Annotated in this window: 12 protein-coding genes; 6 read left to right on the plus strand and 6 right to left on the minus strand. The window is 57.4% G+C overall.

Translation table 11 applies throughout. The features are described 5' to 3' along the window. Nucleotides 1–18 precede the first annotated feature (18 nt). The 5 genes from SK62_RS20450 to ligB all read right to left on the minus strand — a co-directional run bounded on the left by SK62_RS20450 (nt 19) and on the right by ligB (nt 6,276). On the minus strand, nt 19–2,112 hold the full coding sequence (locus SK62_RS20450) for a YjbH domain-containing protein (RefSeq protein ID WP_072250107.1): 2,094 nt from the start codon (nt 2,110–2,112) through the stop codon (nt 19–21). Further along, nucleotides 2,112–2,849: a capsule biosynthesis GfcC family protein gene (locus SK62_RS20455; protein WP_047718482.1), complete on the minus strand. Its 738-nt coding sequence runs from the start codon at nt 2,847–2,849 to the stop codon at nt 2,112–2,114. The genes SK62_RS20450 and SK62_RS20455 overlap by 1 nt, the downstream gene beginning before the upstream one ends. After that, a complete protein-coding gene (locus SK62_RS20460; protein WP_047062550.1) occupies nt 2,846–3,490 on the minus strand; it encodes a YjbF family lipoprotein in 645 nt (214 codons plus the stop codon). Before SK62_RS20460 ends, SK62_RS20455 begins: the two co-directional genes overlap by 4 nt. A gap of 115 nt (nt 3,491–3,605) precedes the next feature. After that, a complete protein-coding gene (locus SK62_RS20465; RefSeq protein WP_017693971.1) occupies nt 3,606–3,902 on the minus strand; it encodes a hypothetical protein in 297 nt (98 codons plus the stop codon). A gap of 703 nt (nt 3,903–4,605) precedes the next feature. Next, entirely contained in the window at nt 4,606–6,276 is a 1,671-nt protein-coding gene (ligB, locus tag SK62_RS20470; protein WP_017693972.1) for an NAD-dependent DNA ligase LigB, read from the minus strand. 250 nt (nt 6,277–6,526) lie between these two features. On the opposite strand from ligB, the gene gmk reads away from it, so the two are divergent. The 5 genes from gmk to recG are packed head-to-tail and all read left to right on the plus strand — an operon-like array spanning nt 6,527 to nt 12,393. Beyond that, entirely contained in the window at nt 6,527–7,150 is a 624-nt protein-coding gene (gene gmk, locus SK62_RS20475) for a guanylate kinase (protein WP_006177710.1), read from the plus strand. Nucleotides 7,151–7,204: 54 nt separating this feature from the next. Beyond that, nucleotides 7,205–7,480, plus strand: coding sequence for a DNA-directed RNA polymerase subunit omega (gene rpoZ / locus SK62_RS20480; protein WP_000135058.1), 276 nt, complete (start codon nt 7,205–7,207; stop codon nt 7,478–7,480). A gap of 19 nt (nt 7,481–7,499) precedes the next feature. Next, the gene (gene spoT, locus SK62_RS20485) at nt 7,500–9,614 is read left to right on the plus strand and encodes a bifunctional GTP diphosphokinase/guanosine-3',5'-bis pyrophosphate 3'-pyrophosphohydrolase (protein ID WP_003860921.1); all 2,115 of its coding nucleotides are present in this window, start codon (nt 7,500–7,502) and stop codon (nt 9,612–9,614) included. A gap of 4 nt (nt 9,615–9,618) precedes the next feature. Beyond that, nucleotides 9,619–10,308 (plus strand): tRNA (guanosine(18)-2'-O)-methyltransferase TrmH, encoded by a 690-nt coding sequence (gene trmH, locus SK62_RS20490; RefSeq protein ID WP_047718480.1) that lies wholly within the window; start codon nt 9,619–9,621, stop codon nt 10,306–10,308. A gap of 3 nt (nt 10,309–10,311) precedes the next feature. Next, complete coding sequence (recG, locus tag SK62_RS20495) at nt 10,312–12,393, plus strand: ATP-dependent DNA helicase RecG (RefSeq protein WP_047718479.1); 2,082 nt, start codon at nt 10,312–10,314, stop codon at nt 12,391–12,393. 3 nt (nt 12,394–12,396) lie between these two features. On the opposite strand, the gene gltS is transcribed toward recG, so the two are convergent. Then, nucleotides 12,397–13,599 carry a sodium/glutamate symporter gene (gene gltS, locus SK62_RS20500; protein WP_006812438.1) on the minus strand — a complete coding sequence of 401 codons (1,203 nt, stop codon included), beginning with the start codon at nt 13,597–13,599 and terminating at the stop codon, nt 12,397–12,399. A 225-nt stretch (nt 13,600–13,824) separates the two neighbouring features. On the opposite strand from gltS, the gene xanP reads away from it, so the two are divergent. Continuing rightward, complete coding sequence (gene xanP / locus SK62_RS20505; RefSeq protein ID WP_015570053.1) at nt 13,825–15,216, plus strand: xanthine/proton symporter XanP; 1,392 nt, start codon at nt 13,825–13,827, stop codon at nt 15,214–15,216. The last annotated feature ends 28 nt before the right edge of the window (nt 15,217–15,244 follow it).

A 15,244-nucleotide genomic window follows, 5' to 3' on the forward strand; every position in this document is an offset into this window, starting at 1 on the left:
TGCCTGTTTCATCCGGTACTACTGCCCTACCGGGGTTTCGCGTTCTGACGTCATGTCATAGAGCTGATATTTACGGCCTAACGTCTGGCCGCCATCACGCGTGAGAGGTGTCCAAGAGACCACCGCCCGGTTGCGATTTGGGCCGATCGTCATCAGATCAAGCGGGATCGAGATGTAGAAGCCTTTGCTAAAGCCACCTTCGCCATAATCCTCTTTCGAGACGTTGGTCAGCGCCGCCCAGGCGCCTACCGTCACGCCGCTGTCGAATCGCTTCGCGACGTCGAGGGTGGCGCCTTTATCCTTCGCCAGGTACTGCCCGACGCTCAGCTTCATCAGCACGCTGTTGAGCTTCGCCGGGTTCCAGTAGGCGGTGATAAATCCGGTTGGCGCGCTGTAGTCGGTGAAGCGCATCATGTCGTCCCAGTCGCGCTGCTTGACGTAGTTCGCATCCACGCCCAGCGCCCAGTCGCTATCAAGCGGGCGCCAGAGCGCCTCTGCTCCCACACCGCCGTACATGGTTTCGAGGTAGCCGCCATAAATCTGGGCATAGAAGCCGTGCCCCAGCGCATCGACATAGTTGGCCTGTAAGTTGTTGATGTAGACGTCATTGCTGACATAATCGCGAATATGGGTTCTGACGCGCGGCAGGCTGGAGTCAGCGGGAAGCAGCGAGGATTTGAACTTGTCGTAGTTGTTATAGAGGTTGGCGAACACGCCGCCGTCGAGCAGCAGACGATCGGTCAGCCAGTAGCTGGCGCTGGCCATCACCCCCACCTGGAACATATAGAAATCTTCCGGACCGCCCAGCGACTGCGCCAGCGTCGGTTTGACGCTGTAGCTGAAGCGATCGGCGCGAATACGGTAGCCGCGCCCGAACGCTGTGGTATCCACAGGCTCGACGCGCTGCTGCCTGAGCGCCTCCTCCTGGCCGAGCGGCTGTCCCGCCAGCTGTTTGCGCAGGCTGGTGACATCGGTTTGCGTCGTGACCAGCGGCAGATGGTCACGCCGCTGGGTGATAGCGATCGTGTCGACCCCGTCGGGCAGGTTATTGATCAGAATACGGTTGGCGCGATCCACCGCTTCGCGCGGATCGCGATAGCGATACTGTTCGCCGGTCATGTATAAGGTATTGCCGTGCTGAGGGATCTCCGGCGCATCGAAGCCTGCGTTGTACTTAAGCGCGGTGAGCTGGTTTGCCGCCGAGGTATAGTCCAGCGTCTCGCCTGCCGGTGCCGGTTGCCAGGCCGGTTTCGGGTTATCACGCAGCGCGGGGCGCAGATCGTTAAAGTTGGTCCGCAGGGTGAAGCCAAACATCAGCGTATTGCCGCGCTCGTAGCTGAGGTTGAGATCGGCCCAGTCGGCAACGCGATAGACTGCCCCCACGTTGATATGGCTCGACTGCTTAATGGAGCCGGCAAAATCATCGGCATAATTGTTGCCGTCATACTCGAGCTTCAGGCGCAGGGGCTGCCAGGGCGTCTGATACTGGAGGCCGCCAAACAGCGACGCCGGACCACGAAACATATCGCTAAAGCTGATATCCCCGGCATCATGTGATTCGCCGCGGGTGCAATACTTATTGTTGTCGTGGCACAGCGGGTTACCCACGTTGTCGCTATTACCGGGATATCCCCAGGCTATTCCAAAGGTAAAATCGACCGGTCCGGCCATTTTACTGGCAACCAGATATTCACCGTCGAACAGGCCGGTGCCCGCAATATCGCGCTTGCCGAGCGCCACCTGCGGCAGGCTATAGTCCTCTTCCCACAGACGAACCTTAAAATCGAATGACTTATCCTTGTAGCTTTGATCGCCGCTGAAATCCTCGTCGCTGCTGTATTTGCGGGTGCGGACGTCGGTATAACGAATCGTCCCTTCCAGCCACGGAAAGAGCACGACCGAAGAGGAGTAAAAACGATACTGGTTGTTATCGCGGTAGTTGACGCTGAATTCCCCTTCCCGGCCAAAGCGCGCGTCGGGCATTTGCATCAGGCCGGTGCCGCCAAAGTCGGACTGTGAAGGTCCGGTCGGATCGGGCCAGGTACGCAGCTCCGCGTGGCAGGCAGAAGAGATCGCCAGAGCAAGGCCGCTCAGTAAAAAAAGTTTGTTCATCAGTCAGGTATCCGCCGCGTCAGGAGCGCAACGATTTGCTCATTCAGACCGGTAAAATCGTCCGGCACCGCCCGGGGATCAAACCCCACCCACAGAACAGCGCCCGGCTCTGCTTCAATATGGCGTGCGTTCCAGTACGCCACCGGCGCAACAACCCTACTGCCGTAAGGATCGATAACGGTCACGTTATTCCTGTCGGCGCCAGCCAGCCGCAGCTGCCCCTGTAAGTAATCCCTAATGCTTGCGCCCGGTCGCCAGGCCAGTTTCCCCGGTGTGGCGACCGCCCCCATCAGCGTGACGGTGCGGGGCGCAGGCGAGAGCCACAGATCGTAACGGCCCTCAAGGGAACGATCGCCGCGGGCGTCGGTACGCACGGCGTCTGGATCGAGGCTGACAAACTGCCGCCCGACGATCCGCAGGGAGCGGATCTGTGTAGCGACAGTGCGAATGGTCGCGATCCGCTCGTCATCGGCGCGATTCTGCCAGGCTGAAAGCGACGCCAGCACCTGCTGTTGCGTCTGTTGCGCTCGCCGCGTGGCGGAAGGGGTTGCGATGACAGCGCCCTGCCACCAGACGTTGTTCAGCTGCGGCTGGGTGACCAGCCGGGAGAGCGTATCGGCCTGTCCAGCAGACCACGTTTTGCCCGGCTGATGCACGGTAACGACGCTTGCGCATAAGGCGGGCAGGCTGAAGAGAGATAGCCCTACGCCAGGTAACCATTTTCTGAGTCTGTTCATGGGGCGGGCTTCAACATCGTCATGGTGACAGGGAATACGCCCGCGCCGAGCATCTGTTCGCTCTGGCGTACCTGGCCGGTGGCGGAATCAATCCAGAAGGTGTTATGCCAGCGACGATCGAGGCCGTCGGCCTGCACCGTCTCCTGCCAGACCTGACAACGTAGCGTATTTCCGGCAAGGGTCAGGTTTTCCGTCCCGCTCAGGGAGAAGCGCGAGGTCAGGTGTACGGAGCGATACCGCCCCTCTTCCTGCCAGCGCACATCGCGCGACCACTGGCTGCCGTCGCGGAGCTGCGGCGTGTGGCGCAGCGGATCGTGCTCAAGGTTGGTTACCTCAAGCAGGTTATAAGGGAGCTTGAGCGTGTGGATAAGGCGACCGTTATGCGTGACGATCATCGCATTATCCTGCGATAACCACTTACTGTTTCCCTGTTCGATGTATCCGAGAACCACCAGGATCCTCGGGCCATTATCCAGACGCAGGTACATGGTTGAGTATGGGAGCACCTGAATCTGCCCGTCCGTTACCGTCACATCCTGGCGCCCGTCCAGGCTGGCGTTAAAGGTCTCAATAATGCTCTGCTGGCTCGGCGTACATCCCTGGATCAGCAGAGTCATGATGAGCAGAATAAACAGTCTCACCAGAAATCCTTGATTAAATAACATTGAAATCAATTAAATACCCGGCTTTGATATCGCCACCGGGTCAAGTCGTTGCGCTGTTCAGCGCAAGGCTATATCGCCTTGCGCACCAGCCTTAGCGGGTAACTGTCGTCGTGGAAGTACCATTGCCTGAGTCATCGCCACTGTCGCTTACCGCGACAACGGCTAACGTCGCTACGCCGGCAATCGCAGCGGTGGTGACAACAGCGGTTGTCCCAATCGCGCCTGCCGCCAGTCCCCCCGTAGTGCCAGCGGTAGTTCCCACCGTTGCTCCGGTTGTTGTACCGGTTGTTGCTGCGCTGGTACTACCTGCTTCGGTGGTAGCGCCTATAGCAGGCAGGGCAGTCGCCAGCGTGAGTGCCGTCAGCACTGTACAAAGCGTCCTTTTCATTTTTGGTCCTCATTCAAATGAAGGAAAATATGAGCACCTGGAAACCAGGTCCCGGTTAACGGGCATAAAGCCCGGGGCTGAATTCCGGCCCGACAGGGACGGAAAATCATCCATGTAAAAGCCCTGGGCTCTGAACACCAGCGCATATAAACCGCCAGGATATATTTCGGTACCCTTAATTGCTTCAATTGGAGTTCAGATAGTTAACCCCCTCACGGGGCGCAAAAAGAAAGGAAAACGCAGAGTGATGCGAAATGCACCCCAGCGGTAACTACCTTAAAAATTTTGGATAAGATAATTCTTATAATAATTTGACGCAATGATTTCCGGCAGAATAAATATGACTAATTGTTAACCAGAAAACACTCAACATATTATTAATAAAATAGTTAAACAACTGAAATTAAAAGCAAAAATACGAACAATACTCAGGCTGCATTGCCTATAACTCCTTCATTCCCGGCTATTGCTCTCGATTAATAGTGATTGAGATCAATTAAGCCGTTCTCTCAAAGAAAATAAAAACGCAAGCAGAGCAAATTCTGAAATTGGGTTCAGGGATAATATTTCCTCAAAATATATTTACCATGAATAATTCATTTATATTCATAATTATTGCGTATATAAACCGCGTCTCATAAATACGCTATTCACGGCAGCGGAAGTGTGCCCCCTCGCCAGTCTGTTCAGGAGCGCACGCAGATTAAAATCCACCGATGTGCTCTGCGGCCAGCCATTTTGCCAGGGCATCAATCTGAGGCTGATGCAGCCAGTTTACGATCTGGCGGGCCTTCTCCTGCCCGACACCCGGCAGCATCCGCCACTCCGCTTCGCTTCGCTGAATCAGCTCCTGCCAGGTGCGATCCCCTGCCGCCTTGAGCGTCGACCGGGCCAGCGGTATTCCCATCGCGGTGATCCAGCGGATAAAAGGTCGCTCCCGCGCCAGGTTAAACTGATGCCACAGCGCAGCGCCATGCGATGCCGATATCCCCGCCGTCGCGGTGAGCTGCGCCTGCGTGAGCTGTAGCCAGGAGAAGAGGTGCTCAAACCGATGCGCCTGATAGAGGGTCCGCCATCCTGATTCGCCCATTCCTTCGATATCTAACGCCTGCCTGGAACTTAGCCACGTCAGCCGGGCAAAAAATTGCTCCATGCACTCCGGGGAGGCATAGAAACAGGTTAAGCCGTTATAGCGCGATGAGGGCGGCTGCGGTTTACGGCGATCCACATTGCGCCACACCACGTTATCCAGCCGGGGAATACCTTGTCCCGCCAGGCTTACCAGCACCTGATCGCCGGGGGCAATATCCAGCCTCTGCCAGCGGTTAACCGACCCTAAGCTGACGCGCTGTACGCGTTTATCGTCGAGCATCAGCGGCTCAAGCTGCGCAATCGCGGTGATCCGCCCGGTACGGCCAACGGTAAAGTGAATCGCTTTGACTTCCGTCACCTGGGCCACAGGAAGGTATTTCCATGCGACGATCCAACTCCCTTCCCCCGGCAGCCACTCCTCGCCCGGCGGCTCTGCCGAGGCGCGAACCACAATGCCATCCGTGGCGAAGGGCAACGAAGCCTTAAACCAGGCCGTCCGTTGCGCTTCCACATCAGCCGCGTTTTTAACCGGCAGGGTATAGCGGGCCGTCAGGGTAAAACCTGCCTCCGCCAGCGCGGAAAGGCGTGCTTTCATCGCTTTTGGGCCGTCCGGCCAGGCCCAGATAAAAATGCCTGTCTGCTTCAGCGCTGCGCGATCGGTCGCGCGCATCATTGCCCCCGCTACCTTCGCACGCGCGTTCATCCCCCCCATCCGCTGCTGGATATGCCCGTCGCGCAGCAGAAAAAGTTCACCCTGCAACACGCTGTTGGCAAGCGGCCCGGCCAGCGTTTGCGGAATAGCGGGGATCATTCGCGCCTGTGCCGTCCACTCTTCCCCCTGTAAGCCGTCGCCCCGGCTAATCGCCTGCACCAGCTTGCCGTTTTTGTAGACCAGGGTGACCGCAACACCATCCACCTTTGGCTGTACCCAGAGATCCTGCTGCGTCGCCATCCAGCGGCTAAGCGCCTGCTTGCTTTCTACCTTATGCACGCCGGTATGGGCGAAGGGATGTTTCACCGTCCCACTGGCGGCTGGAAGATCGTCGTGCAGCGGTTCATCGTGAAAACAGCGCTGCCACTGTTTTAAGCGGGCGTTAAGCCTGTCGTAAACGTCGTCGCTCACCTCGCTGCGGCCCTGCTTCCAGTAATCTTCATTCCAGCGGGTCAGCTGCGCCTTCAGGGCCGCGATCTCCTGCCCGGCTTTAGCCGGTGACCAGACCGGGCAAATAGCCATCGCCCCGCTGCTTAAGAAGATCATCAGTATGCTTATCCATTTCACCATTATTACCCCTCCCTGTTTTGCGAAGGGTATACCCTGCCCGTGAGCCGCAGACCAGCTACAAAATTGCATTTTACGAGCGCGCTTCAGCGCATTGTTTTTATTGCAGCAAAAAGAAGGTAAAAGCTGAAAACGGCACGCAAAATTTAATCATCCAGGGGAAAAAGTGTGACAAAGGCTACGTCACACAGCGGCGACGTGTATAATAAGCCCGTATGTAGGACTTCTTCGTTAACACATACAAAAGACTCTCATGGCTCAAGGCACGCTTTATATTGTTTCTGCCCCTAGTGGCGCGGGTAAATCCAGCCTTATTCAGGCACTGTTAAAAACCCAACCGTTGTACGATACGCAGGTTTCTGTTTCTCACACCACGCGAGCACCGCGTCCGGGTGAAGTGCACGGTGAACACTATTTCTTTGTGAATCACGACGAATTCAGAGCGATGATTGGCAGAGACGCGTTTCTTGAACACGCAGAAGTTTTCGGTAACTACTACGGTACTTCGCGTGAAACCATTGAGCAGGTACTGGCGACCGGCGTGAACGTGTTCCTGGATATCGACTGGCAGGGCGCGCAGCAAATTCGTAAGAAAATGCCTGATTCGCGCAGTATCTTTATTTTACCGCCATCGAAAGATGAACTGGATCGCCGCCTGCGTGGTCGCGGCCAGGACAGCGAAGAAGTTATCGCGAAGCGTATGGCGCAGGCAGTTGCAGAAATGAGCCATTACGCGGAATATGATTACCTTATTGTGAATGATGATTTTGATGCCGCGCTGAGCGATCTCAAAACTATCCTTCGCGCAGAACGTCTGCGTATGAGCCGCCAGAAGCAGCGACATGACGCATTAATCACCAAACTGTTGGCAGACTGAACCCACTTTCAGTATCATGCCCAGTCATTTCTTCACCTGTGGAGCATTTTAAGTATGGCACGCGTAACTGTTCAGGACGCTGTAGAGAAAATTGGTAACCGTTTTGACCTGGTGCTGGTCGCCGCGCGTCGCGCTCGTCAGATGCAGGTAGGCGGTAAAGATCCGCTGGTACCGGAAGAAAACGATAAAACCACCGTTATTGCACTTCGCGAAATCGAAGAAGGTCTGATCAACAACCAGATCCTCGACGTGCGTGAGCGCCAGGAGCAGCAAGAGCAGGAAGCCGCTGAATTACAAGCTGTTACCGCTATTGCTGAAGGTCGTCGTTAATTAAACCTGCGGGTCGCCCTTGTATCTGTTTGAAAGCCTGAATCAACTGATTCAAACCTACCTGCCTGAAGACCAGATTAAGCGTCTTCAGCAGGCGTATCTCGTTGCACGTGACGCTCACGAGGGCCAGACACGTTCAAGCGGTGAACCCTATATCACGCACCCGGTAGCGGTGGCCTGTATTCTGGCCGAGATGAAACTCGACTACGAAACGCTGATGGCCGCCCTGCTGCACGACGTGATCGAAGATACCCCTGCCACCTACCAGGACATGGAACAGCTGTTTGGCAAAAGCGTTGCCGAGCTGGTGGAAGGGGTCTCTAAGCTTGATAAGCTGAAATTCCGCGACAAGAAAGAGGCGCAGGCCGAAAACTTCCGCAAGATGATCATGGCGATGGTGCAGGATATCCGCGTCATTCTCATCAAACTGGCTGACCGCACCCACAATATGCGCACACTGGGCTCACTTCGCCCGGATAAACGTCGCCGCATCGCCCGTGAAACCCTCGAAATTTACAGTCCGCTGGCGCACCGTTTAGGTATTCATCACATTAAAACCGAGCTGGAAGAGCTGGGTTTTGAGGCGTTGTACCCGAACCGCTATCGCGTGATTAAAGAGGTGGTGAAAGCCGCTCGCGGTAACCGTAAAGAGATGATTCAAAAGATCCTCTCTGAAATCGAAGGGCGTTTGCAGGAAGCGGGCATTCCGTGCCGCGTGAGCGGTCGCGAAAAGCATTTGTACTCTATCTACTGCAAAATGGTGCTCAAAGAGCAGCGTTTTCACTCGATTATGGATATCTACGCGTTCCGCGTCATCGTCCACGATTCAGACACCTGTTATCGCGTGCTGGGGCAGATGCACAGCCTGTACAAGCCGCGTCCGGGGCGCGTCAAAGATTACATCGCCATTCCAAAAGCGAACGGATACCAGTCTTTGCACACCTCCATGATTGGCCCGCACGGTGTCCCTGTTGAGGTGCAGATTCGTACCGAAGATATGGATCAAATGGCTGAGATGGGTGTCGCGGCGCACTGGGCTTATAAAGAGCACGGCGGCGAAAGCAGCACCACCGCGCAAATCCGCGCCCAGCGCTGGATGCAGAGCCTGCTGGAGCTGCAACAGAGCGCAGGTAGCTCGTTTGAATTTATCGAGAGCGTTAAATCCGATCTCTTCCCGGATGAGATTTACGTTTTCACGCCGGAAGGGCGCATTGTCGAACTGCCTGCGGGCGCGACACCGGTCGACTTCGCTTACGCCGTGCATACCGATATCGGCCATGCCTGCGTAGGTGCCCGCGTCGACAGGCAGCCTTATCCGCTGTCGCAGCCGCTTTTCAGCGGACAGACGGTGGAGATCATTACCGCGCCGGGGGCACGTCCTAACGCCGCCTGGCTGAACTTTGTCGTGAGCTCAAAAGCGCGCGCAAAAATCCGCCAGCTGCTGAAAAACCTCAAGCGCGACGACTCCGTTAGCCTTGGGCGTCGTTTGCTCAATCACGCGCTGGGTGGCAGCCGCAAACTGGCAGAGATCCCGCCAGAAAACATTCAGCATGAGCTGGAGCGTATGAAGCTCGCCTCGCTGGATGACCTGCTGGCAGAGATTGGTCTCGGCAACGCCATGAGCGTGGTCGTGGCGAAGAATCTGCAACAAGGCGAAACGACAGCCGTTCCTGCCACCACGCAAAATCATGGTCACCTGCCGATCAAAGGCGCTGACGGGGTGCTCATCACCTTCGCCAAATGCTGCCGTCCTATCCCGGGCGACCCGATTATTGCGCACGTCAGCCCAGGTAAAGGGCTGGTGATCCACCATGAATCCTGCCGTAACATCCGTGGCTATCAGAAAGAGCCAGAGAAGTTCATGGCGGTCGAGTGGGATAAAGAGACGGCGCAGGAATTTATCACTGAAATCAAGGTGGATATGTTCAACCACCAGGGTGCACTGGCGAACCTGACGGCAGCGATCAACACGGCCTCGTCCAACATTCAAAGCCTGAATACGGAAGAAAAAGATGGCCGCGTTTATAGCGCCTTTATTCGCCTGACCGCCCGTGACCGTGTGCATCTGGCCAATATTATGCGCAAGATCCGCGTGATGCCGGATGTCATTAAAGTCACCCGTAACCGAAACTAGCATTATGAATTCAAAACGTTACGAGCGAATCTGCGAAATGCTCGCCAGGCGTCAGCCTGATCTGACGGTCTGCATGGAGCAGGTCCATAAACCTCATAACGTCTCTGCTATCGTCCGCACCGCAGATGCCGTCGGCGTGCATGAAGTCCACGCCGTCTGGCCAGGCGCACGTATGCGTACCATGGCCTCCACCGCCGCAGGCAGCAACAGCTGGGTATCCGTGAAAACTCACCAGACTATTGGTGAAGCGGTCTCGCACCTGAAAGGGCGTGGCATGCAGGTTCTGGCAACCAACCTCTCTGTTAAAGCCGTGGATTTCCGTGAGATCGACTACACCCGTCCAACCTGCATTTTAATGGGCCAGGAAAAAACGGGGATCACGCAGGAAGCACTGGATTTGGCCGACCGGGACATCATCATTCCGATGATCGGCATGGTCCAGTCACTCAACGTGTCGGTCGCCTCGGCGCTGATCCTGTATGAAGCGCAGCGCCAGCGTCAGAATGCCGGAATGTACGAGCGCAGCAACAGCATGCTGCCGGAAGAGGAGCAGCAGCGCCTGCTGTTTGAAGGTGGCTATCCGGTGCTGGCTCGCGTTGCGAAGCAGAAGAAATTGCCTTACCCCCACGTCAACGCGCAGGGCGAAATTGAAGCCGATGCCGAGTGGTGGTCCACCATGCAGTACGCGGGGTAAATCATGAAAGGCCGCCTGCTGGACGCCATACCGCTTAACAGCCTGACGGGCGTGGGCGCGGCACAAAGCAGTAAACTGGCGAAGATAGGCCTGCACACCGTGCAGGATCTCCTGCTCCACCTCCCCCTGCGCTACGAAGACCGTACTCAGCTTTATAAGATTGGCGATCTGCTGCCCGCTATTTACGCCACCGTTGAAGGGGAAGTGCTGAACTGCAACATCACCTTTGGCGGACGCAGGATGATGACCTGCCAGATCAGCGACGGCACCGGCATTCTCACCATGCGCTTTTTCAACTTCAATGCGGCAATGAAAAACAGCCTTGCCACTGGACGACGCGTACTTGCGTACGGTGAAGCCAAACGGGGCAAATACGGCGCGGAGATGATCCACCCGGAATACCGCGTGCAGGGCGATCTCAGCTCACCTGAGCTACAGGAGACGCTCACGCCGGTCTATCCAACCACTGAAGGCATTAAGCAGGCTACGCTGCGCAAGCTCACCGACCAGGCGCTGGAGCTGCTTGATACCTGCGCCATTAACGAGCTGCTGCCGCCGGAGCTGGCGCAGGGCATGATGAGCCTGCCGGATGCGTTGCGCACCCTGCACCGTCCACCGCCAACGCTTCAGCTTGTTGATTTAGAGAGCGGGAAACACCCCGCCCAACGGCGTCTTATCCTTGAGGAATTACTGGCTCACAACCTGAGCATGCTGGCTCTGCGCGCAGGAGCGCAGCGCTTCCACGCGCAGCCATTAAGCCAGCGTGATGAGCTCAAAGATAAGCTGCTGGCCTCACTGCCGTTTAAACCCACCGGCGCCCAGGCGCGGGTGACTGCCGAGATCGAACGCGATATGGCGCTGGATGTGCCGATGATGCGCCTGGTGCAGGGCGACGTGGGTTCCGGGAAAACGCTGGTCGCCGCGCTGGCCGCTTTGCGCGCCATCGCCCACAGTAAGCAGGTGGCGCTGATGGCGCCGACGGAACTGCTGGCCGAGCAGCACGCCAACAATTTCCGGAACTGGTTCGCCCCGCTGGGAATTGAAGTGGGCTGGCTGGCCGGGAAGCAGAAGGGCAAAGCGCGCCTTGCGCAGCAGGAAGCCATTGCCAGCGGGCAGGTGCAGATGATTGTCGGCACGCACGCCATTTTCCAGGAACAGGTGCAGTTTAACGGCCTGGCGCTGGTCATTATCGACGAACAGCACCGCTTTGGTGTTCATCAGCGTCTGGCGCTGTGGGAGAAAGGTCTGCAACAGGGCTTCCACCCGCATCAGCTGATCATGACCGCCACGCCGATTCCGCGCACCCTGGCGATGACGGCCTACGCCGATCTGGATACCTCCACCATCGACGAACTCCCCCCGGGCCGTACGCCGGTGACAACGGTCGCCATTCCGGACACGCGCCGCAGCGACATCATTGACCGCGTGCGCAACGCCTGCACCCACGAAGGACGTCAGGCTTACTGGGTCTGTACCCTGATTGAAGAGTCTGAGCTGCTGGAAGCGCAGGCTGCCGAAGCCACGTGGGAAGAGTTAAAGCTCGCCCTGCCGGAGCTGAACGTCGGTCTGGTTCACGGGCGCATGAAGCCTGCCGAGAAGCAGGCGGTGATGCAGTCGTTCAAACAGGGCGAGCTGCATTTGCTGGTCGCGACCACGGTCATCGAAGTGGGCGTGGACGTGCCGAACTCCAGCCTGATGATTATTGAGAACCCGGAGCGCCTGGGCCTGGCGCAGCTCCACCAGCTACGAGGCCGCGTGGGCCGTGGCGCGATCGCCTCTCACTGCGTGCTGCTCTACAAAGCCCCGCTGTCGAAAACCGCGCAGATGCGTTTGCAGGTATTACGCGACAGCAATGACGGCTTCGTCATTGCGCAAAAAGATCTGGAGATCCGCGGCCCGGGCGAACTGCTGGGCACGCGTCAGACGGGTAACGCCGAATTTAAAGTGGCGGATTTGTTGCGCGATCAGGCCATGATCCCCGAAGTACAACGCCTTGCGCGTCATATTCATGAACGCTACCCCGAACAGGCGGCAGCGTTAATTGAACGCTGGATGCCGGAAACCGAGCGGTATTCCAACGCCTGACGGTCAGCCAAACATCGGCAGCATCAGGTAGAGCTTAATGACCAGCGCGTTGACGATATCAATGAAGAATGCGCCCACCATCGGCACCACCAGAAACGCCATGTGCGACGGGCCGAACCGTTCGGTGATCGCCTGCATATTCGCGATGGCCGTTGGCGTCGCTCCCAGACCAAACCCACAGTGGCCCGCAGCCAGTACCGCCGCATCATAGTTTTTGCCCATCATGCGCCAGGTAACAAAGATGGCATACAGCGCCATGAACACGGCCTGCACCGCCAGGATCGCCACCATCGGCAGCGCCAGCGAGGCCAGTTCCCACAGCTTGAGGCTCATCAGCGCCATCGCCAGGAACAGCGACAGGCTGACGTTCCCCAGCACGGACACTGCGCGCTCAAAGACGCGGTAGAAGCCCATCTGCGCCAGACCGTTGCTCAGGATCACCCCGATAAACAGCACGCAGACAAAGGTTGGCAGTTCGAAAGCCGTTCCCGCCAGCCATTGCGCAACGATTTTGCCCACGGTAAGGCAGATGGCAATCATGGCGATGGTTTCAATCATCACCAGCGAGGTGATGCTGCGGCCAACGTCCGGTTTTTCAAATGCCGTCGGCACCATTTCATCGTCTGGCCTGCCTTCCGGCGTGGTGGAGTGTTTCACCAGATAGCGCGCCACCGGGCCGCCAATCAGCCCGCCAAGCACCAGGCCAAAGGTCGCGCAGGCCATTGCCACTTCCGTTGCGTTTTCAAAGCCATAGCGTTCGATGAACAGCTTGCTCCACGCCGCGCCCGTTCCGTGGCCACCTGACAGGGTAATCGACCCCGCCAGCAGACCCATCAGCGGATCCAGCCCCAGCAGCGACGCCATACCGATGCCGATGGCGTTTTGCATCAGCAGCAGGCCCACCACAACAATCAGAAACACGCCCAGCACCTTGCCGCCCGAACGCAGGCTTGCGAGGTTAGCGTTCAGGCCGATAGTAGCAAAGAAGGCCAGCATCAACGGATCTTTCAGGGACATATCAAAATCGATTTCCCAGCCCATGCTTTTTTTCAGCACCAGCAGGGCCAGCGCCACCAGCAATCCACCGGCGACAGGTTCAGGAATGGTGTACTTTTTCAGAAAGGAAACACTGTGTACCAGCTTGCGACCAAGCAGAAGAACCAGCGTTGCGGCAACAAGGGTCGACAACGTATCGAGATGAATCATAAAAGGCTCCTGTTATGCGCGTGTTCCATACACACGCGGCGTTATCCTGGGCCGGGTGATGCTCGTCATGAGCCGCCGGCGCGAAAAGTGTAATTTTTTTTTCCTGTTCGTTGTAGAAAACTTGCTCACACCGGCAGATTTTCTCTCTTTTTTTTGCTGGCAATCGTTTGCTTTTACCAGGTGGTCAGCTAAAATGCCCGCTTTTCCACCGTGGGATTGCCGCCGATGTCTGTTAACACTCTGGAGTCTGCTGATGCGCAACCGATTGCGCAGAAGCAAAACAGCGAACTGATTTACCGCCTTGAAGATCGTCCCCCGCTGCCTCAAACCCTGTTTGCCGCCTGCCAGCACCTGCTGGCGATGTTCGTTGCGGTCATCACGCCGGCTCTGCTGATTTGCCAGGCGCTGGGGTTACCGGCGCAGGATACGCAACACATCATCAGTATGTCTCTGTTCGCTTCCGGCGTGGCCTCCATCATTCAAATTAAAGCCTGGGGTCCGGTGGGCTCGGGTTTGCTGTCGATTCAGGGCACCAGCTTTAACTTTGTGGCGCCGCTGATCATGGGCGGTACGGCACTGAAAACCGGCGGCGCAGATGTCCCGACGATGATGGCGGCGCTTTTCGGCACCCTGATGCTGGCAAGCTGCACAGAGATGATCATTTCCCGCGTTCTGCACCTGGCGCGCCGGGTGATCACCCCGCTGGTCTCCGGCGTGGTGGTGATGATTATCGGCCTGTCACTGATCCAGGTGGGTCTGACCTCCATCGGGGGCGGCTACGCGGCAATGAGCGACCATACCTTCGGCGCGCCGAAAAACCTGCTGCTGGCAGGCGTCGTGCTGGCGATCATTATTCTGCTTAACCGCCAGCGTAACCCGTACCTGCGCGTGGCATCGCTGGTGATCGCCATGGCGGCCGGTTACCTGCTGGCGTGGGCGCTGGGCATGCTGCCGGAAAACACCACCCCAACCAACAGCGCGTTGATTACCGTGCCAACGCCGCTCTACTACGGCCTGGGCATTGACTGGAGTCTTCTCCTGCCGCTGATGCTGGTCTTTATGATCACTTCGCTGGAAACCATTGGCGATATCACCGCCACCTCCGACGTGTCCGAGCAGCCGGTCTCCGGCCCGCTGTACATGAAACGTCTGAAAGGCGGCGTGCTGGCGAACGGACTGAACTCGTTTGTCTCGGCGGTGTTCAACACCTTCCCGAACTCCTGCTTCGGCCAGAACAACGGCGTGATCCAGCTGACCGGCGTGGCCAGCCGCTACGTGGGCTTCGTGGTGGCGCTGATGCTGGTGGTCCTCGGCCTGTTCCCGGCGGTAAGCGGCTTTGTGCAGCACATCCCTGAGCCGGTGCTGGGCGGCGCGACGCTGGTCATGTTCGGTACCATCGCGGCCTCTGGCGTGCGTATCGTCTCCCGCGAGCCGCTGAACCGCCGCGCAATCATGATTATTGCGCTGTCTCTCGCCGTAGGGCTTGGCGTCTCCCAGCAGCCGATGATTTTGCAGTTTGCCCCTGACTGGGTGAAAAACCTGCTCTCTTCCGGCATCGCCGCGGGCGGTATTACCGCTATTGTGCTGAATCTCATTTTCCCGCCTGAAAAGAACTGATCCCCACACGGCAGGCTGTCAATGCCTG

The organism is Enterobacter sp. BIDMC109, from assembly GCF_001037885.1.
GTDB lineage: Bacteria > Pseudomonadota > Gammaproteobacteria > Enterobacterales > Enterobacteriaceae > Enterobacter > Enterobacter hormaechei_C.